The sequence below is a fragment of the Microcoleus sp. MOSTC5 genome (assembly GCF_036701825.1).
GTDB classification, from domain to species: domain Bacteria; phylum Cyanobacteriota; class Cyanobacteriia; order Cyanobacteriales; family Microcoleaceae; genus Microcoleus; species Microcoleus asticus.
Map to the genome: position 1 here is coordinate 1 of NZ_JAUBRK010000092.1, position 21249 is coordinate 21249.

12 protein-coding genes and 3 pseudogenes are annotated in these 21249 nt (G+C 47.1%); 13 read left to right on the forward strand and 2 right to left on the reverse strand.

From position 1 onward, the window contains the following. Positions 1–79 precede the first annotated feature (79 nt). Both QUA54_RS31275 and QUA54_RS31280 read left to right on the forward strand, forming a co-directional pair. Positions 80–1453: pseudogene (locus tag QUA54_RS31275) on the forward strand (GAF domain-containing sensor histidine kinase); the annotation flags it as partial. A gap of 459 nt (positions 1454–1912) precedes the next feature. Then, entirely contained in the window at positions 1913–3601 is a 1689-nt protein-coding gene (locus tag QUA54_RS31280) for a calcium-binding protein (RefSeq protein ID WP_333418575.1), read from the forward strand. A gap of 66 nt (positions 3602–3667) precedes the next feature. Here the strand turns inward: QUA54_RS31280 and QUA54_RS31285 are convergent, their stop codons facing one another. Then, entirely contained in the window at positions 3668–4030 is a 363-nt protein-coding gene (locus tag QUA54_RS31285) for a hypothetical protein (protein ID WP_172189867.1), read from the reverse strand. A 399-nt stretch (positions 4031–4429) separates the two neighbouring features. Between QUA54_RS31285 and QUA54_RS31290 the strand changes: the two genes are divergently transcribed. Together QUA54_RS31290 and QUA54_RS31295 are read left to right on the forward strand one after the other, a co-directional pair. Further along, positions 4430–5272 carry a photosystem II manganese-stabilizing polypeptide gene (locus tag QUA54_RS31290; RefSeq protein ID WP_333418577.1) on the forward strand — a complete coding sequence of 281 codons (843 nt, stop codon included), beginning with the start codon at positions 4430–4432 and terminating at the stop codon, positions 5270–5272. A gap of 462 nt (positions 5273–5734) precedes the next feature. After that, entirely contained in the window at positions 5735–6508 is a 774-nt protein-coding gene (locus QUA54_RS31295; RefSeq protein ID WP_333191238.1) for an RNA polymerase sigma factor SigF, read from the forward strand. Positions 6509–6824: 316 nt separating this feature from the next. Here QUA54_RS31295 and QUA54_RS31300 read toward each other — a convergent pair whose 3' ends face one another. Further along, a complete protein-coding gene (locus tag QUA54_RS31300) occupies positions 6825–7991 on the reverse strand; it encodes a pyridoxal phosphate-dependent aminotransferase (RefSeq protein ID WP_333418579.1) in 1167 nt (388 codons plus the stop codon). A 237-nt stretch (positions 7992–8228) separates the two neighbouring features. Between QUA54_RS31300 and QUA54_RS31305 the strand changes: the two genes are divergently transcribed. From QUA54_RS31305 to QUA54_RS31340, 9 genes and pseudogenes are all read left to right on the forward strand, one after another. Next, positions 8229–8741: an adenine phosphoribosyltransferase gene (locus QUA54_RS31305; protein WP_333418581.1), complete on the forward strand. Its 513-nt coding sequence runs from the start codon at positions 8229–8231 to the stop codon at positions 8739–8741. A 241-nt stretch (positions 8742–8982) separates the two neighbouring features. After that, on the forward strand, positions 8983–10023 hold the full coding sequence (locus tag QUA54_RS31310; RefSeq protein ID WP_333204188.1) for an ABC transporter permease: 1041 nt from the start codon (positions 8983–8985) through the stop codon (positions 10021–10023). Positions 10024–10254: 231 nt separating this feature from the next. After that, a complete protein-coding gene (locus QUA54_RS31315; protein WP_333418583.1) occupies positions 10255–12720 on the forward strand; it encodes an amino acid permease in 2466 nt (821 codons plus the stop codon). A gap of 194 nt (positions 12721–12914) precedes the next feature. Then, positions 12915–13502, forward strand: a pseudogene (locus QUA54_RS34650) (leucine-rich repeat domain-containing protein); the annotation flags it as partial. Between the two features lie 540 nt (positions 13503–14042). Continuing rightward, positions 14043–14609: pseudogene (locus QUA54_RS34655) on the forward strand (DUF6745 domain-containing protein); the annotation flags it as partial. Between the two features lie 196 nt (positions 14610–14805). Continuing rightward, complete coding sequence (locus QUA54_RS31325; RefSeq protein WP_333191253.1) at positions 14806–15759, forward strand: ABC transporter ATP-binding protein; 954 nt, start codon at positions 14806–14808, stop codon at positions 15757–15759. A 77-nt stretch (positions 15760–15836) separates the two neighbouring features. After that, a complete protein-coding gene (locus QUA54_RS31330) occupies positions 15837–17510 on the forward strand; it encodes a hypothetical protein (protein WP_333418586.1) in 1674 nt (557 codons plus the stop codon). A gap of 575 nt (positions 17511–18085) precedes the next feature. Beyond that, positions 18086–20248: a DUF4394 domain-containing protein gene (locus QUA54_RS31335; protein ID WP_333418587.1), complete on the forward strand. Its 2163-nt coding sequence runs from the start codon at positions 18086–18088 to the stop codon at positions 20246–20248. A gap of 163 nt (positions 20249–20411) precedes the next feature. Continuing rightward, on the forward strand, positions 20412–20699 hold the full coding sequence (locus QUA54_RS31340) for a hypothetical protein (RefSeq protein ID WP_006630975.1): 288 nt from the start codon (positions 20412–20414) through the stop codon (positions 20697–20699). Positions 20700–21249: the final 550 nt, after the last annotated feature.

The window sequence follows — 21249 nt, forward strand, 5'->3', positions numbered from 1 at the left end:
TTTCGACAATTTTCGAGCTCGACTATTAGCTGGCTTTTCTAATTAGTTTTTATTATCACCTCAAACCCAGAAGACCCCTATTCTCAAAGCCTCCCAAACTCTATCGAGTGAAATTCAATTAGAAAAATTGCTGGCTGCACTGATGTGTGTGGTGATGGAAAATGCCGGAGCAAAAAAAGCAGTTCTGCTGTTGCTTAAGGATGGGAATCTCGCGATCGAAGCTGTAGCCTCCTTCCATCGAGATGTCATCTCAATATCTGTACCGCTGTCAGCCAGCGACGAGGTTCCCGCTGCTGTGGTCAACTATGTTAAGCGGACTTGGAAAACTGTAGTTTTGGATAATGCAGCAGTACAAAGCGATTTTATTGCCGATCCGTATTTGATGCAGGAAAAGCCCAAAAGTGTGCTGTGCGCGCCAATTTTAAATCAGGGTAAATTAATCGGGTTGTTATATCTAGAAAATAACTTGACAATTGGTGCATTTACAGAGGATCGCACTGAAGTCATCCAACTTTTGTGCGCCCAAGCGGCTATCTCTCTAGAAAATGCCCGCTTGTACCAACAATCTCAAGCTTATTCACAAGAACTAGAGCGATCGCTCCTCGATTTGCAGCAAGCACAGTTACAAATCGTGCAAAGCGAAAAAATGTCCGCCTTGGGCAATTTAGTAGCGGGAGTTGCCCACGAAATTAATAATCCTGTCGGCTTTATTAGCGGCAATATTGAGGAAGCAACCACCACGATCAAAGATGTGATTAGTCACTTAAAATTATATCAACAAAAACTGCCAAATCCCGGCGAGGAAATCGAAGAAGATGCGGAGGATATTGATTTAGAGTATGCCTTAGAAGATTTGCCAAAGATGCTGTTGTCGATGAAAGTGGGATGCGATCGCATTCGCGGCATTAGCACCAGCCTCCGCACCTTCTCCAGAGCCGATAAAGACTACAAAGTTCCCTTTAATATCCATGAGGGCATTGACAGCACCATCTTAATTTTGAAACACCGGCTGAAAGCCAACGAACACCATCCCCCGATCGAAGTCGTCACAGACTACGGCAATCTCCCCCAAATCGAATGCTTTCCCGGTCAACTGAACCAAGTCTTTATGAACCTGCTTGCTAACGCGATCGATGCCCTAGAAGAATCAAACCAAGGACGCAGTTTGGAGGCAATTAAAGCAAATCCACACTGTATCACTGTTCGTACCAGTCTGTCGGGCTATCGGCACATCAAAGTTCAGATTGCCGATAACGGTGCGGGCATGACAGAAGCAGTAAAACAGCGGATTTTTGACCATTTGTTCACTACGAAGGCAGTAGGAAAAGGCACAGGATTAGGATTGGCGATCGCCCGCCAGATTGTAGTCGAAACCCACGGCGGAACAATTAATGTGAATTCTACTTTGGGGGGAGGAAGTGAATTTGAGATAGTGTTACCTGTTAACGGATAAAAGTAGAGGGCATCCGTCCTACCATTTTAGATTTTAGATTTTAGATTTTAGATTTTAGATTGAAGAATTGGGAATGACAGATGACCTAATGATTTGGAGCTGACCTACAGTTGCATTATTGTTTCAAAGTGGTATCAGAAGTAAAAGTTTGAGGAGGAGGAAGAATGAAAAAGGTTATTCATTTTTCATTCTTCCTCCTTTTGTTTGTCGAGTTTGAGTTCCTTGAGTCCGATCGACTAATTTCTATTTGAAAAAATCCCGAATAACTAAATTAGATTGCCGATCGGGCATTATACCAGCCCCGATCGCAACTGCGGACACGGGCAAAACTTCCAGCGCCCCTTCGCCAGATTGCCAAAATCTCAATTATGCTAACCTAGGCAAGCAGCAATCCCTTGTCACGAAGGCGATTAACATAATTTCAAACAATTTATTTTATTGAGGACCGGTGTATCCCGTATGGCAAACCTGATCGGCACAGACAGCAACGACTTTATTCTAGGAACTCCGCTGAGCGATCGAATTCGCGCCTTAGATGGCGATGACACGCCCCTGGGTGCGGGAGGAGATGACACCCTAGAGGGCGACGGCGGCAACGACCAGCTTCTTGGAGGTGACGGAGCAGATTCGCTGATTGGCGGTGAAGGAAATGACGAACTTATTGGCAACCAAGGCCGCGATTTTGCTTCCGGCGGGAACGGCGACGACTCGATTCGCGGCGGTTTGGGGAACGACATCCTCGAAGGCAACGACGGGATAGACAGCGTGGTGGGAGACGCTGGGGACGACTTAGTTTTTGGCAACGGAGGCTTTGATGTGATTGCCGGCGGTACTGGCAACGACACCCTCACAGGAAGTGACGGCGACGATTCCGTGTTCGGGAATGCTGATGAGGACTTTCTCTACGGGAATTTTGGGAACGATTCTCTCAACGGCGGTAGCGGCAGGGATCAACTGTTGGGCGGTGAGGGCAACGATTACTTGAGTGCCAGCGACGGCGACGACACTTTGTACGGCAATGCCGACAACGATTCGCTCTTCGGAGATGCTGGTAACGATCAGATATTCGGCGGCAAGGCTGACGATACAGCTTTTGGCGGCACAGGTTCCGATACGCTTCGCGGGGATGAAGCCGACGACTCGATACTGGGAGATGAAGGCAATGACTTCCTGTTTGGTGGCAAAGGTAATGATGCTCTCGACGGCGGTTTTGGCGATGACTCGTTGGCTGGAGGTATCGGCGACGATACAATTTTGGGCAGTTTCGGCAATGACAATTTATTTGGGGCAGAGGGTAATGATTCTCTGATCGGAGGTGAGGGTTCGGATACTCTGACTGGCGGCAGCGGCAGCGATGTCTTTGGATTGGGAGCCGGGCCTGGCAGTTTGGCTTTAATTACTGATTACAATGAGGCAGAGGATTTCTTTGGACTGCCGAGCAATTTATCTTTCGCTCAACTGCAAGTTCGGCAAGGTAACGGTGCAAATATCAGGGATACAGTAATTACGACGCTCGACGGCAAGCTTTTAGCAATTTTGACAGACACTCCGGCGGCGCTGCTCGATGCCAATGATTTTATCGCTGTGACTGGGACGGTTCCCCCCAGACCAACCACGATTACAACTACAACTACAGTTACAACCACAATTACAGATCCAAATCAACCTCCAACTCCAACTCCGGCTCCAGCTCCGGCTCCAGCTCCGGCTCCAACTCCAACTCCAACTCCAACTCCGACTCCAACTCCAACTCCAACTCCAACTCCGACTCCAACTCCAACTCCGACGCCGACTCCAACTCCAACTCCCACAGCAGCACCGACTCCGACGCCGACTCCGACGCCGACTCCCACAGCAGCACCGACTCCGACGCCGACGCCGACTCCGACTCCCACAGCAGCACCGACTCCGACGCCGACGCCGACTCCGACTCCGACTCCCACAGCAGCACCGACTCCGACTCCGACTGCTTCGAGGATTCCAACTCCGCCGACAGTTAGCGTGCCTGATGCTGATTCGCCCCTGCTGTCAATTAGTTCGATCGCCCCGACGCAGACTCCCGGACCATTGTCAATGCCCGGACAGACGCCGATATTCCCGACGGTGCCGAACCCGATACCCTTACCTCCTACACCATTTGGGTTCTAGGCGCGATCGCCCAGCTCAGTTATGAGTTTGTGATTTTTACATAAACTCATAACTCAAAACTCAAAACTATTTAACGTCTTGTGGAGTCTCGGCCGAGTCTTCTGGCAACTCGGCTGGAGAATCTTCTAGGGGAGATAATTGTTGGGTGTACCCCAAGAGCGATCGAAGTTTCATGCGGTGGATGTAAGGCCAGCCACCATTGGCTTCAATATTCTTGAGTAGTTTGTAAAGTGCTTGGCGGTTGTCGGGAAAAGACGCTTGAAACAAACCGTCCCGAATTTCCCGGTGCGAAGCTTCCAGCGTCCGCAGCAGGGCCAAAAGCAGCAGACTGTCTCCCTGACAACTTTCGGCTAAAGTCCGAATCGCCTCTGTCAGCGATTGCATTTGAGACTGCAACTTTTCTGACTCTAAATCTTTGCCGTTGTCCATACTGCTGCTTCCTTTGAAATCTACTAGGCGTTTGTCCCCAGCCTTTTGGTCAGCCGACTAATCGAGCTAGTCGCGATCGCCATTCGGGGTCATAAGCAAAGTAACTTAAGTAGGTTGACTTAAGCAATATTAATTTGCAGTCCAAGCCAAGAAAAGAGCACAACCCGTCGTACCATGTGTATTGGGCTGCGATCCGAACATGATTGAGAAATCATAAGTTCTTGCTTATTTTCACTGGACTAGCTTGATTTTTTGAGTCAATGTCGGTCTCGGTGAAGCGAGCGATCTGGATCTAAATGCTGCCCAAAGCGCTGGCGTAGCCTGCCGGCGGGCAATTATATTTTGCTCGAAGTAAGGCTTTTTCTTAATATAATCCGATGTTGGATATTGAGGTTTGCAATGAAATATCGTGCTTTAATTGTTGCACTTTTAGCATTTTGCATGAGTGCGCTGGTTGCTTGTTCTTCTGCTTCTGACACGACGGTGGCGACTACCGAGTTGCTCACCTACGACGAGATTAGAGGTACTGGATTGGCTAATAACTGCCCTAGCTTGGCAGAAACTTCTCGGGGATCGATCCCCCTCGAAGCGGACGGCACCTATAAACTGACTGGTTTGTGTTTGCAGCCCACAACTTATTTTGTGAAGGAAGAACCAGCAAACAAACGCCAAGAGGCGGAATTTGTGCCTGGTAAATTGCTGACGCGGTTCACGTCGAGCATTGACCAAGTTCAAGGTACGCTCAAAGTCGGTACTGACGGAACTCTGACTTTCACAGAAGAAGACGGCTTGGATTTTCAAGCTATTACGATTCAGTTACCGGGCGGAGAGCAAGTACCTTTCTTGTTCACTATTAAAGAGCTGGTAGCCAGTTCCGAACCCGGAGTGGTTGCTATCAATACTTCCACCGATTTGAGAGGGGAGTTTAACGTTCCTTCTTACCGCAGCGCAGGCTTTTTAGACCCTAAAGGTCGCGGGGTAGCGACTGGCTACGATAATGCTGTAGCGCTTCCGGCTACTGACAATTCCAAACTGAACCGCTCTAATGTAAAGCTGGCTGACACCCGCACCAAGGCGGGCAAAATTTCTCTCCAAGTTGCTAAAGTCAACAGCGCCACTGGCGAAGTTGGCGGGATTTTTGAGAGCACGCAGCCTTCTGATACTGATTTGGGAGCTAGACCTGCTCTCGACGTGAAAATTCGGGGTTTGTTTTACGCTCGCATTGAGCCTTCTGTGTCGTAAAATTGGGTTTCTGGATAGATCGAACTTGAGCAGTTTTTTGCAATAAAGCTACTGCTCGCCCTTCATTAGCCAACAGTCTTGACCAATATAAATTAAGACTGTTGACTAATGACTAAATTTATGATTTGATTGTGATTAGTCGCAAGTGATTAAGTTTGGATTTTTTATTAATTAAAGTATTGTATTTAAACAGATTTCAGATTATAATATAGTGGTAAAAAATCCTGGTTAAATTCGGGATTGTGCCGAATACCTTCTACCTGGTAAAATGCTGCCTTCTGCCGAAGGCCTTCGGATCGTCGCCCTAAATCCCTGCACCCCCCCAAAATTCAAAAGGTGTGTCCGCTATCACACCTATTAAGTGCTAGGATTACACTACCTAAAAGTGAATTATTTTAGACTGTATTGGAAACTCGATCTAAAGCAACCTCAGTCCTCTCCTCTACCAACCCTTATGCCGCTATGTCTACCACAGTGCCCAACGAGCTAAAAAACGAAAATTTGCAATTGTTGCGCGAGTACCAACTTTCGGGATCGAATGAAATCCGCAATCAGTTAGTTAAACTGAATATTGGACTTGTGAGAAAAGAAGTTTACCACTGGCTAAACCAGTGCGGTGAAAGCTACGACGATTTGCTGCAAGTAGGGTGTATTGGGTTGATCAGGGCGATCGAGCGGTTTGATATGTCGAAGGGACACGCTTTTAGTTCCTTTGCAATTCCCTACATTCGGGGCGAAATTCAACACTACTTGCGGGACAAAAGCCCTTCTGTGCGATTTCCCCGCCACTGGCAGTCCCTGGAACGCAAATCTGTAGCAGCGATCAAGGATTTGCAGGTGCAGTTCAACCGCAAACCTACGGATGCTGAAGTAGCAGCAGTCCTTGAGGTTTCTGTAGAAGAATGGCAAGAAATTAAGTTGGCCCATCTCAACAGATCGCCTCTGAGTTTGGACGCGCCGATGCAAGATGAAGATGAGGGGGCTACTTGTCTCGGAGAATTGGTGCCCGATACCAAGTATCGGAGTTTTCAGTTGGCGCAAGAGGATCAAATTCGCGTACAGCAAGCTTTGGCTATGTTGGAACAACGGACTCGCGAGATATTGGAGTTTGTTTTTCTCTACGATTTGACGCAGAAAGAAACGGCTGAACGCTTGGGTATCAGTGCGGTGACTGTTTCTCGGCGAGTTAAGAAGGGGCTGGATTTGCTCAAAGAGATTATGACGAAACAGCTTTAGTTATTAGTCATTAGTCATTGGTCAGCAGTAGTTATACCAATTCTGAAAAAAAGTAGTGCTAGATATAAATTATCAGCTATCGTCTGTAGGGAAACGGCACTGCCGTGTCCGGCAGGTGGTGAGAGCGAATGAACGATAATTTATATAAGAGAATTACTGTAGCAATAGTTTTTAAAATTGGTATTAGTCAACAGTCAGCAGTATTCAGTCAACAGTCAATAGTCAACCGCGATCGGTAATTAGTCAGTTGTTACCAAGAACAAATAACAAATGACTAATGACTAATGACTAATGACTAATGACTACTAACTAATTTTTAGATGCTGCGGACAAATTTATCGAGCCTTTCTACGGCTTTTTTAATTGTGCCTAAATCGGTGGCGTAAGACAAGCGAATGTGGTCGTCTGCACCAAAAGCAATCCCCGGAATAACTGCTACTTGCTGCTGTTCTAAGAAAGCGTCGCAAAATTCCAGAGAATTCATTCCAGTTTTGCTGATGTTGACAAACATATAGAAAGCACCGTCTGGTTTGATGCAGCTAATTCCGGGGACAGCATCGAGCAATTCAAATATTACCTGACGCCTTTCGGCAAAAGCTTGACGCATTTTTTCAACAGACTCTTGGCTGCTTTCCAAAGCTGCGATCGCGCCGTACTGTGCAAAAGTACACACGTTTGAGGTACTGTGACCTTGAATGGTGCTGGTGGCTTTGATTAATTCGATCGGCCCGGCCAAATAACCGATTCGCCAGCCTGTCATCGCGTAAGCTTTGGCAAAACCGCTGCTGATCAGGGTGCGATCGAAGATTTCTTGACCCAGGGAACCGATGCTGACGTGTTGGGCGCCGTCATATATAATTTTTTCGTAAATTTCGTCAGCAACGACTAGAATATCTCGATCGACTATCACCTCGGCTAATGCTTTGATTTCCGCCAGAGTGTACACCATTCCCGTTGGGTTAGAAGGCGAATTCAGTACAAATAACTTGGTTTTGGGAGTAATCGCTCGACTCAGTTGTTCCGGTGTAATTTTATATCCTGTAGAAGCATCTGTCCGTACAATTACAGGCTTGCCGCTGGCGAGTTTTACCATTTCTGGATAGCTCAGCCAGTAGGGAGCAGGGATAATTACTTCATCCCCCGGATCGATCAGAGCCATCATCAGATTGTAGAGCGAATGCTTGCCGCCGTTGGTGACGATGATATTTTCGGGTTGATAGTTAAGGTTGTTGTCGTCGCGGAGTTTGCGGGCGATCGCAGCTTTTAACTGCGGTTCCCCAGTCACAGGGCCGTACTTAGTCTTCCCCTCGTCTAAAGCTTGTTTTGCCGCTGCTTTAACGTGTTCGGGGGTATCAAAGTCTGGTTCTCCCGTACTCAAACTACAGACATCAATCCCTTCGGCCTTCATGGCTTTAGCCTTAGCTGCGATCGCCAAGGTTATGGAAGGAGGAACCTCGCCCACTCGTGCTGCCAACTTAATCATTGGATTTTAGATATTAGATTTTTGACTTTAGATCTTAGGGTGACAAATCTTGATATTCAACCCTGTTGTTAGGGAATTATGACATTTGTTTACATAGTACGTAAAGGATTAAGCAATTAAAGAATAAAAATTAAAGAAGCTCTTAGTTTTAATTTTTATTTTTAATATTTTAAATTTTGACGTTATTATTGTACCATTTTTGATGCCTCGTTACCCTCAACGCCGATCTGCAAGCTTATGGATCTCAAATCTCTGATTCGCGACATTCCTGATTTCCCAAAGCCGGGAATTCTGTTTCGAGACATTACAACTTTGTTGCGCGACCCGCAAGGCCTCAGCTACACCATTGACAGCTTAGCCGAAAAATGCTCTGAAATGTCTGCTGACTATGTGGTGGGCATGGAATCCCGAGGCTTTATATTTGGCGCGCCTTTGGCTTATAAAATGGGAATAGGCTTTATTCCTGTCCGCAAACCAGGGAAACTGCCAGGTGCGGTTCATTTTGCTGAGTACGAATTGGAATACGGTGTCGATCGACTGGAGATGCACCGAGATGCGATGACATCCGGCAGCCGGGTGCTGATTGTGGACGATTTAATCGCCACTGGCGGAACGGCGGTGGCGACGGCTAAATTGTTGGAGCAAGCTGGCTGCGAGCTTGTCGGTTTTGCTTTTATCATTGAATTGCAGGCTTTGGGCGGCAGGCAGAAATTGCCGGATGTGCCGATCGTCACGCTAGTTGAATATTAGTTAGTTAACTGCTGACAGTTGACAGTTGACAGTTGACAGTTGAGTAAAAACTACTGACAAATAATATCCTTGACCTTTGCATCGGAATTATTCATCTCTCTCTTCTCTGACTCTGCGATCTCTGCGTTAAGAGCGGTTAAATCATTCCGATGCAACCGGAATTAATATCATTCACAATTCTTCAATTCTTCAATTGTTCAATTCAAAAATCTAAAATCTAAAATCTAAAATCTAAAATCCTATGACTTCTATTAAATTGAATCGAAATTGGCGAGGGTTGAGTTCTCTGTTTGGTGGGGAGACATTTACTTATGTTGTCAAGCGACTGTTGCAGGCACTTTTAACGCTATTTTTGGCATCGGCTCTTTGTTTTGCAATTATTGAGCTAGCACCGGGAAATTACTTGGATACTTTGAGCCAAAATCCGAAGATTTCGCCGGAGACACTCAAGCAACTCGAACAGCAGTTCGGCTTAGATAAACCAGCTATTGTGCAGTATTGGCTGTGGCTGCAACAAATTGTAACGCGGGGGAATTTTGGCACGAGTTTTGTGTATCAGCGATCGGTAGCTTCGCTGCTGTGGGAACGGGTACCGGCGACGCTGTTGATGGCGATCGCATCTATGTTTGTGACTTGGGCGATCGCCATTCCTTTGGGAATTGTCGCCGCCGTCAATCAAAACCGCACAGTCGATCGAGTTTTGCAAGTAGTCAGCTACACCGGACAGGGATTTCCGAGCTTTATTACAGCTTTGTTGCTGCTATTTTTCGCACAAAATACTTCGCCTCTGTTTCCCGTCGGAGGAATGACAAGTATCGACCACGCAGACTTACCTTGGTGGGGTCAAATCCTCGATTACTGCTGGCACTTAATTTTGCCAACTGTCGCCCTCAGCGTTACTGGTTTTGCTGGTTTGCAAAGATTGATGCGGGGACAATTGTTGGACGTGCTGCGTCAAGATTACATCAGAACAGCGCGGGCGAAAGGTTTGCCCGACGATCGAGTAATTTACGTTCACGCTTTGCGGAATGCTGTTAATCCGTTGATTACGCTATTGGGTTTTGAGTTTGCTAGTTTGTTGAGCGGTGCGTTTATTGCGGAATTTTTCTTTAATTGGCCGGGTTTGGGAAAGCTGACTTTGGAGGCGGTGAACAACCAAGACTTGTATTTAGTAATGGCCAGTTTGATGATGGGTGCAACCATGTTGATTGTGGGGAATTTGTTGGCAGATTTGCTGCTGAAAGCTGTCGATCCTCGGATTAAGCTCGAAGATTTGAAATAGTAGACTTAACTCAGTCAGGACTTACGCAGTGAGAATGATTTTTTGTCATTTCAATCCTTCACAAGGCTTCAGGACTGTGAAGGATTTCAAATTTTTATAATTTAGAGAGTATAGAGTATAAAGAAGATCCCAGAGAAGTGGTTGATGAACTAATTTTTTTGGTAGCTAATGAAACAGTCAGTGACTTCAGGGAAAACTTGAGTCTACATTAGTCCTTTTTCTACGAGAATCATGAATCGCAATCCGGTTTCAATACCTCCCTTGCCTCAGAGTCTTTCTTCACAAGAAACCTGGGGGTTTGGCTTTAGTGGGTTGCTTTTATGGTTAGGGACTGCGCCTGCGATGAATGCCGCACTAGGCCCGCAGGCGATCTGGGTTTGGTTGCCGGGAACAATCATTAGCATGATGCTCAACCTGCAAGTTAAGCGGTTAGGGACTTACTTCCCAGAGGTAGCTGGAGGCACCCCAAACTATACGACCCGCTTGCTACACCGGTTGCCAAACTTGGCTCGCTATGGGGCGATTGGTTATATGTTCGGCTGGGCGTCTGTGCCAGCCATGAATGCGATCGTTCTGACCGATTTAATCAAAGCGAATCTGACGCCACTGGGGATTACCTGTCCAGAGATCCTATTCAGAATTGGGTTTACAGTGCTGCCGTTCATCGTTGCTTTTAGTGGAACTCGCACGCTAGGTATTTTGCACTCTTTCTTTATATTTCCCGCGATCGGGTTTCTTCTCACCTTTTGTATCCAAGGCATGGCTTGGTTAAGTTTTGCTCCAGCTAGCCCTGGGGTGCTGCCCGATCTGGGAGCAGGCGTTTCTCCGATCGATTGGATGAAATGGTTCTTTATCGCCGTCTATGCGGTTTATGGTGGCGAAACGGCTTCTTCATTTGTGGCAGATAGTCGCCAACCCAGCGTTACCCTACGGTGCTTGCAAGTGACGACGGGATTGCTTCCGATCGTCTATCTCGGCGGATCGTGGGTTTTGATGCGGTTAGCCACAGATCCCGGCTTAGGGGATAGCGCTTACCTCAATCTAGTGGCAGCAACCCAACCCTTCTGGGGCACATTCGCCCCCGCCCTCGTCACCTTTCTGATTGCGTCAGGATGTCTCCTCAGCTCTGCGACTGCTGTTTCTAACAGTCCCCGGATTTTGTATCAGTTAGCCAAAGATGGCTACTTACCACCCGTGTTTGCCGTGCTGTCTCGCCGGGGAGTGCTCGAACCCAGTTTGATTTCCACCCTCGGGCTGAGTCTCATTTGCCTGTGGTGGGGCGATGTCGCACGGGTTGTGATGGTGGGGGGCACCGGCTACCTGAGTTCGATGATGGCAATTCACTTAGGCGAGTGGGTCAGCCGGCGACGACCAGAAACCAGATGGCCCTGGTGGTCGCTGGGCTTCTTTGGCCTTGAAGCGGCTGTTTTGGTCGTGGGTGGGTGGGCATGGAGCTGGCAGGACTTAGCCATTGGCTTACTGCTACCTTGGCTGATTGGCGTGGCAGGCACTCAATTACCGCGCCTGAACGTCCCCCTGTTCCATCCTGATGGGTGGATGCAACGGTATCACCAGCAACCCGATACCAGCAAAACAGATTGGTTGGCATTTCAGGTCACGATCTTAATTGGTTTAGTGTGCAGTGCGCTGAGTATTGGCTGGTGGGTGAGAGCGGGTTTAGAGCGGGTGGGTGTGGGGCAATATGTGGCGTTGTTTAGCATTTTGTTAGTGACGGTTGCCTTCGTGGGAGTGGCGATCGCCTGTTGGACCAGTTTGCCTCAAATTGCTGCCATTACTGAAGCCCGAGAGCAAGTCGAACGCACGCTGCTGGAGTTGCAACAGACCCAAACGCAACTCGTGCAGGCAGAAAAAATGTCAAGTTTAGGGCAATTAGTGGCAGGGGTCGCCCATGAAATCAATAACCCCGTTAATTTCATCCACGGCAATCTGACCCATTTGCGGGAGTACACGCAAAATCTGATGGATCTGATTGAACTTTACCAGCAGGAGAATCCTAATACGTCTCCTGATATTCAAGCTATGGTGGATGACATCGATTTAGAATTTTTGCAGAAAGACCTACCGAAAACCCTGAATTCGATGGAGATTGGCACCGATCGCATTCGTCAGATCGTGCTGTCATTACGCAACTTTTCCCGTCTTGATGAAGCTGACTTTAAAACTGTCGATATTCACGCAGGGATTGACAGCACCCTCCTGATTTTGGGAAATCGCCTCAAAGCCAGAGCCGATTTCCCAGAGATTAAGGTCGCTAAGGACTACAGCCTCCTAGACCACGTTGAGTGCTACCCCGGACAACTGAACCAGGTGGTGATGAATATTCTGGCAAATGCAATCGATGCGCTCGAAGAAAGCGGTCGCGGGAAAACCTATGCACAACTCCAAGCTAATCCGGGGCAGATTAGGATTCGCACGTCACCGATCGAAGCTGATTGGGTAGAAATTGCGATCGCTGACAACGGTGTTGGTATGTCCGAACAGATTCAGCAACGCATTTTCGATCCGTTCTTTACCACCAAGCCTGTGGGAAAAGGGACAGGCATGGGGATGTCCATCAGTTATCAAATCATCACGGAAAAACATCGTGGTAAGCTCAAGTGTTTTTCTACGATCGCGCAAGGAACTGAGTTCATAATTCAGATTCCCACCCGGCAACAATTTCGTAAAGCTGTATAGAACTAATTAATTTTGTACTCTCGGAGTGTTTTATGTCAGAAGAACAACCAAACGAATCAATTAGTTTTAGCCGCTTTGCGGACTGGTGCAGGCATATTGACAGTCTTTCAGAAGAGGCAAGGCACACAGTTAAAGTGTTGTTAAAAAAGGCTGGCACTGATGACGCTCAAGCAGCGGAGCAGATACTTTCAAGCATGACAAAACTGGATCTCAGGGACAATGGAATTACCGACATCAGCTCCCTCGGTTCGCTCACCAATCTGACGGCACTGAATCTCTGGGACAATAAAATTAGCGACATCAGCTTCCTCGGCTCGCTCACCAATCTGACAGAACTGCATCTCAACGACAATCAAATTATCGACATCAGCTTCCTCGGCTCGCTCACCAATCTGACAACACTGTATCTCTGGGACAATCAAATTACCGACTTCAGCTTTCTCGGCTCGCTCACCAATCTGACAACACTGCGTCTCTGGGACAATCAAATTACCGACATCAGCTTCCTCGGCTCCCTCACCAATCTGACCACACTGAATCTCAACAGCAATCGACTTACCGATATCACCGCCTTGCGATCGCTCACCAATCTGACAACACTGCGTCTCTACAGCAATGGAATTACCGACATCAGCTCCCTCGGCTCCCTCACCAATCTGACAACACTGTCTCTCGACAGCAATCGAATTACCGACATCAGCTCCCTCGGCTTGCTCACCAATCTGACAACACTGTCTCTCGACAGCGCTAAAATTACCGATATCAGCGCCTTGCGCTCGCTCACCAATCTGACAACACTGATTCTCAGCCGCAATCCAATTACCACTTTCAGCGTGTTAGGCGAACTCGCACAGAAACGTCTTACTCTCTCGACTAGACCAATTGATGCTCAAAAAGCCACAGAAGCAGTCAAACTTGCCTATGCCGCTATTGGCCTAGAAGAACCCGAAGTTATTATTTGCAGCAGTCCCCGCGACGCTTATCTCCAAATTTTCACATTGGCGCTCAAAGGCGACCCTTCACAAAACTGGTCAAACGAAGGGTATTGGAATAGATTGGGGAAAAAGCTAGACTGGAAATGGATGTCCTCATCGATTGTGAGAGAATTTGCAAGTGCGGCGGTGTGGGAGTATGAGTTAGAGGGCATGACGATCGAGTCCGAAGCAGACAGCACACTGAGTTGGCTAATCAACCAATTGACTAGCAGCCATGTGCGATCGGAACAAACGATGTCGGATACCCCGCCCGATTATTTCTGCGACATGATATCCCGTGAAACCTCCACGACTTTGTTTAAAAAAATCTATTTGACTGAATTGTATATCTCTTCATTAGGCATCAATCTCTCCCAAAAGGCACAAGAAATACTTCGCTCCCAAAAGCAGCTTTTCGAGCATTGCGGTTGGATATTTCCCTTTGAAAAGTTTTGCCTGGTGTGCGATCGCCCCCGCCATCTTCGCTTTGACAGTCAAAACCGCTTGCACGCTGAAGCAGAACCTGCGATCGAGTTTGCGGATGGATGGAATTTTTACTATTATCACGGTGTCAGGTTGCCTGAAGAGTACGGCAAAGTCCACCCCAATCAATGGCAATCGCAATGGCTTTTAACAGAAAAGAATGCCGAACTTCGGCGAGTGTTAATTCAAGGAATTGGTTACGATCGCATTTGTCAAGAGTTGGCAGCAGAACAAATAGATAGTTGGCAGGAATATTCACTATTAACAATAGATAATGCCGATGTCGAGCCGATTTGTTTGTTAAAAATGACTTGTCCGAGTACGGGATTCATTCACGCTTTGAGAGTGCCGCCTAACCTGACATCAGCTAGGGAGGCAATTCGCTGGGTAAATTGGGAGATCGATCCAGAGGAATTTTCCGTGCAGACTTGATATAGCAGAAGGAAGAAGGAAGAGGGAAGAAGGAAGAAGGAAGAGTTAATATTAGCAAGGATTTCAGCGATCGATAATGTCTTTGTTTTAATTTCAGAAACGAGATGACAATTCATTGAAGAACGGGCTAGGCTAGTTGTAGACTTCTATTTCCATGCCAGGAATGCACCAATAAAACTTCATTCACCCTCCAAACATGGCAAAACAACTAGCAATAGAAACTCGCGGGCTGACGAAACAATTCGATCGCCATATAGCTGTCAATGACATCGATTTACAAGTAGCAGCCGGCGAAGTATGCGGACTCATCGGCCCCAACGGTGCCGGCAAAACTACTTTGCTGCGGATGTTGGCGGCGGCTGAGGAACCGACTACAGGGGAAATTTACATCAACGGCGATAGGTTGCTGCGCGATCGATCGCACCCGATTCTCAAACAGCGCATCGGCTTTCTTCCCGACGACTTTCCCCTCTACGACGACTTGACTGTTTGGGATTATTTAGACTATTTTGCCCGACTCTACAACCTCCAGCAACCGCGCCGCCGAGAGCGAATCAACTCCGTTTTAGAACTCGTGCAATTAACCAACAAGCGCAACAGCTTAATTTCTACCCTGTCGCGGGGGATGAAACAGCGCCTGAGTTTGGGGAGAACTATTATCCACGAACCGCTGTTGCTGTTGTTAGACGAACCCGTTTCTGGCTTAGATCCGATCGCCCGAATGCAGTTCCGCGAAATTATCAAAGCTTTGCAAGAAGCCGGCATGACCGTAGTCATATCATCTCACGTCCTCAGCGACTTAGCCGAACTTTGTAGCTGGGTGGGTATCATGGAACTCGGATATCTGGTCGAAAGCGCACCCTTACAAGAACTTTACAAACGCCTCAGCCGCCAGCAAATTTTTATGTCGGTTGTAGGAAATAAATTAGAAGCGCTAACATCGGAATTAAAAAACTTTCCTTGGGTGGAAAATTGGGCAATAATCCGGGAAACTCAACAGGTGTGCGTTGATTTTTCAGGAAGCCCGGAAGATGCGGCAAATTTATTACGCGAACTCGTCGCGGCCAACATTCCCCTAACCGAATTCCACTGCACTCAAGAAGACTTAGAAACCATCTTCCTCAAGATGGGACACCAGCAAGCATCTTAATTTGCTCGTTCCCTGTTTACCAGAATAAACAGTGAGTTATAACTAAGTCGTCACCCATTACTAATCACCAATAACCAATGACACTCCACTTACTAGACAAAATAGGCAACTGGAATCCCCAGTTATTTCGAGAAATCAAAGGCCGCTTGAATACTGGCAATATGGCGATCGCCTCTGCCCTTTCCCTAAGCGGTCAACTGCTGCTATTGATGTATTTCAGCGCCCAGATACCCGTTCCCCCTGCTAATGGCGAGTACACTAACCCCATCTATCACAGATTTTGCACTTTAGATAATGCCAATTCCTATGAGACAAAGTGCGTCAGAGATGCCTTGGGCAACTTTGCCATTAACTGGCCGCAGTGGTGGCTGGAGATATTCATTTGGCTGAGCATATTGAGCGTGTTAGCTTTATTAGTAGCAGGGACTTATATGCTTGTCAGCGACTTAGACAAGGAGGAACGCCGCGGCACGCTCAACTTTATTCGCCTCAGTCCCCAGTCTGCCAAAACAATTTTTCTCGGCAAAATTCTGGGCGTCCCAATTTTACTGTATCTTGCAGCAATTCTGACCGTACCGCTGCACTTGTACGCTGGATTAGCTGCTCAAATACCTGTGAATGAAATTTTATGTTTCTACACAGCGGTTGCAGCTAGCTGTGCTTTATTTTACAGCGCTGCGATGCTATTTGGATTGACAACCAGTTGGTTGGGAGGATTTCAACCTTGGTTGGCTAGCGCTACGGTTTTCGTTGTGTTTGGGATGTCTGTGATCCAATTAACGCGAACTGCTTGGGATTTGCTAACATTTTTGTCTCCCATTTCTATCCTGAGATATCTCCTTTTTGGAGTTGTTTTTAATCCAAATCATGCTTTCCATTGGTTAGTTGCATCTTTAGACAATTTGCAATGGTTTTACTCGCCAGTGGGTACAAATATTGCGAGTGGTCTTGCTTTGTCTCTCTTGGTTTGTGGTACAGGAACCTATTGGATGTGGCAGGGATGGCAGCGCCGCTTTCCCAATCCCAGCGCTACAGTTTTGAGCAAGCGGCAAAGTTATTTGCTAGTTATCTGCTGTCAGACAATAATTTTAGGGTTTGCACTCCCATCAAACCCCATAGCAGGCAGTAGTCTCGCCGCCTTACTGCTCTTGAATTTGCTGATGTTCTTAGCTTTAATTGCAGCTTTAACATCTGACAGACAATCTTTGTACGATTGGGCGAGGTATCGTCAACAAATCGTTCCCAGCAGTCAGAAGTTGTGGCGGCGCTACCCGCTACTCGATTTAATTTGGAGCGAAAAAAGTCCTGCTGTAGTTGCGATTGCGATTAATCTCCTCAGCTCAGTCATAATTTTAACACCTTTTACGCTGTTTCAAAAAATTGAGGCAAAAGAATTTTGGGACGTAATTTGCTCCCTGAATCTCATCCTAATTTACGCAGTTATCACCCAACTATTCCTATTGACAAAAACCCGAAATCCGGAAATTTGGGCTGCAGGCACTGTCGGTAGCGCTATCTTGTTGCCGCCTCTGATTTTATCTATGCTCTTGCTAACCCCAGAAAAAGCTCCTATTTTCTGGTTGTCTTCAACATTTGTTAGCTTTTGGTCTTCGTCTTTCACAGCGTCAGGAAATACGATTTTGTTCTCCATACTCAGTCAGTGGACTGTCTTGGTGTTGTTGAACTTCAAATTGCGATCGCAACTGAGACTCGCAGGGCAATCAGCTTCTAAAGCACTGCTGAAAGCGTGAAAAAGCAGGGGAAGGGATCAAACGTGAAACTCCGATTCAGGCAGGGGCTTAAACCCCTGCCTGAAAGCTTAAGTCGTCTGAAGACGACTGTTCGACTAACTTATTATGCCAATTCCGCATTTATACTCCACTTTATATTGAGCGCTGGTGGTCGCTGCTACACACACAAAGCGCACCTTCGCAGGCTTTCAGATTAAATTTGAAAAATAATTTCTAACTGTACAGATCCAAAATTATAGAGTCAGCGTATATTACTAATGAACGCAATACAAAATTTCATAGGTTCGCACCCTAAAAATTTCAGCTTGCCTGTTTTCACTTGAGGTGCGATCGCGCTTGGCTGCACAGCAAACTATAAAATAGGGCTAAGTGATATGTATTGAGGAGTGGGTTTATTTGAATCGGGGGGCAGGTTTATATATCGTTTTAGCTGCGTGTAATAGTTTTATGGCAACCCACCCCCTACAGCCGAAAATAATAAAAACTATCCTAAAAGTGCGAATTTGTGATATTTTGACTGAGAATACCGCCGCCGTTAGGCCACGAAAGTATCAAAATTAGAGGGTGATTAGAGCATGGCAGAAATTAGAGGCACCGCACAAGCAAACTTGCTAGCAGGAACTCCAGAAGATGACCTAATTTTTGGTTTGACGGGCAATGACACCATTGCGGGAAATTCCGGTAATGACAGCATTTTTGGAGGAAAGCAAAGCGATTTAATTGACGGCAATTTAGGTCAAGATTCGATTTTTGGAGATTTAGAGAACGATACTATTAACGGCGGAGAAGGTAACGATTTTTTAGTGGGCGGGAAAGGCAGCGATGCCATATCGGGAAACTCCGGCAATGATGTTTTGTCGGGCGATCGAGATACTGATGTCCTGATAGGCGGAGACGGGGCAGACCTATTTGTTTTGAGGCGCTATGCTGATGCAGATCCTGGTCGTACCAGCGGCGGTGCTAATTTCGCAAATGCTGACGCGATCGCCGATTTTGCAGCCGGTACAGATTTAATCGGTTTGGCGGGAGGTCTTAGTTTTAGCGATTTGAATATTCAGGAAGCTGGAAACGATACTGTTATTCAAGACCGAGTGACTGGAGAATTTCTCGCTACTCTCAGAGGGGTGAGACAAAGTGCGATTAACCAGGCAAGTTTCACTAATAATATTGGCAGCGTTGTTCCCAATCCCCCGCCTCCAGCGCTGACAACGGCTTATGCTTTAACTGCTGCTAATCGGATTGTCGGTTTTAGTCTTTCCAATCCGGGAAGTGTGATCTCAGATTTCCCCGTGACTGGATTGCAAGCGGGAGAAAATTTGCTGGGAATTGATTATCGGCCGGCTAACGGTGTGCTTTACGGTGTGGGTTCTAGCAATCGCTTGTATACTATCAATCCGAGAACCGGGGAAGCCAGTCCAGTCGGTAGCGGGGAGTTTGCTGTTCCCCTAACTCCGGGGGCTGCGGGTTTTGATTTCAATCCGACAGTCGATCGAATTCGGTTTGTCAATGAAGCCGATCAAAACGCCCGCCTCAACCCGGATACGGGAGGAGTTGTCGATTCTGACACGCTGGCGGGGGGAATTCAACTCGACGGGAATTTGGCTTACCGGGCGGGCGATCGCAATTTTGGAAGTTCTCCGGCTGCTGCTGGGGCTGCGTACACGAATAACTTTGCAGGGGGAACTTCGACAACGCTGTTTGTAATTGACAGCGATTTGGATGTTTTGGTGCGACAAGATCCGCCGAATAATGGAGTGTTGAATACGATCGGATCTTTGGGAGTTGATGCTACTAGCGTTCTCGGCTTTGATGTCAGGAGTATTGGCGGCCGCGAAGTGGCAGTGGCGGCGCTGGAAGTTGGGGGCGTTTCGGGCTTGTACAATATCAATTTAAGTAGCGGTCAAGCTTCCTTTGTCGGTCAAATTGCCGATGGGAGACAGATTAACGGTTTGGCTTTGCCTTTGCCTACAGCTTACGCCTTGACTGTCAGAAATGGCGCCGAAACAATTGTCGGTTTTAACGAGGCGGCACCGCGGGCGATTCTCAGCGACGCAGCAGTTACGGGATTGCAGCAGGGAGAAAGTTTGCTGGGGATTGATTTTCGCCCCGCTAACGGTGTGCTTTACGGTGTGGGTTCTACCAATCGCTTGTACGCCATCAATCCGGTGACTGGGGCTGCAACTGCTGTTGGTAGCGGGCAGTTTGCTGTTCCCCTAACTCCGGGGGCTGCGGGTTTTGATTTCAATCCGACAGTCGATCGAATTCGGTTTATCAATCAAGCCGGTCAAAACGCCCGCCTCAACCCAGATACCGGGGCAATTGTCGATTTTGACACGCTGACAGGGGGAATTCAACTCGACGGGAATTTGGCTTATGCTGCGGGCGATCGCAATTTTGGCAATCCTCCGGCGGGTGTGGGGGCTGCGTATGTTAATAACTTTGCAGGGGCAACTTCGACAAGGCTGTTTGCAATTGACACCAATTTAGACGTTCTGGTGCGGCAAGATCCGCCGAATAATGGGGTGTTGAATACGATCGGGTCTTTGGGAATTGATGCTGGTACCGTTCTCGGCTTTGATGTCAGGAGTGTTGGCGGTAACGAGACGGCTTTGGCTGCGATCGAGGTTGGCGGAGTTTCCAGCCTGTACAATATCAATTTGACGACCGGTCAAGCTTCGATTGTCGGTCAAATTGGTGACGGGCGAGGGATTAAAGGCTTAGCGCTGACTTTGATTTAACTGCTAGATTCCCAGCGATTTTAGGCATCAATTATGTACTTTTTAGGTAGAAAGTTGAAAAAAACTCAACTTTTCTACTATCTCAAATTGTCAGTCTAAAATCGTTTGGGCAATTCCCAATTCCCAATTTGAGGTAACATATTATTTTGACAACCAAGATAAGATGTTATCTCAAGTTTTTTACTTGCTACGTTCCCGCAGTGACGGCAAATATCTGTCCGCGAATCCCAATCCAGATGCGGCAGTGAGTTACCTGCTGATGTTTCGCGAAGACTATGACGCTTTGAGTTATCTCAACGCCCATGCTGCTGATGTTGCCGATCGATTCGGAGTAGAATCGATTTCCGGTTCTCAGGTAAAAAAGCTACTCGAACGTTGGGGATTTAACGGTGTGGGGGTTGTTCAAGACCCGCTGTTACCCAATATTGAGTTTTTATTGACAAAGGATTGACAATTCACAACATTTGCGCTTCACCCGGTTTCAGGAAGAAATCGGGTTTTTTGGTCAAGTTTTTAGGCGATCGGGCGATCGAGCTTGTAGAGTTCTATGCCCCATATTTAGTGCAAATTGTCAAATATATTAACCTTTTACCCTAACTCTGAATCCTGTTGTATATTCGTAGTTTGATATATTCCGACCCGTCAACCTATGGTTCGAGAATTAGAGCCAGCGAAGCAACAGACTGGGCAACGAGCGTGCGATCGCAGTGTCTGGCGGTTAGTCAGACTCGGCAATATCGCCAGTGAGCAAACAACAGCTAGACCAATAAAAATCCCCAGCAGCTACGAACTGACCAGGGAAATGCACAAAAAAACCAAGAGATAATTATGGCACAAATCAATGGCTTTGGAGCAAATGCTCAAGAGTTCGAGTACCCGAAATTAGTAGCAAATATCCGGCTAAAACTGGTGTTAAGCCGGGTTTTCTGGGTTTGAGGTGATAATAAAAACTAATTAGAAAAGCCAGCTAATAGTCGAGCTCGAAAATTGTCGAAATTAAC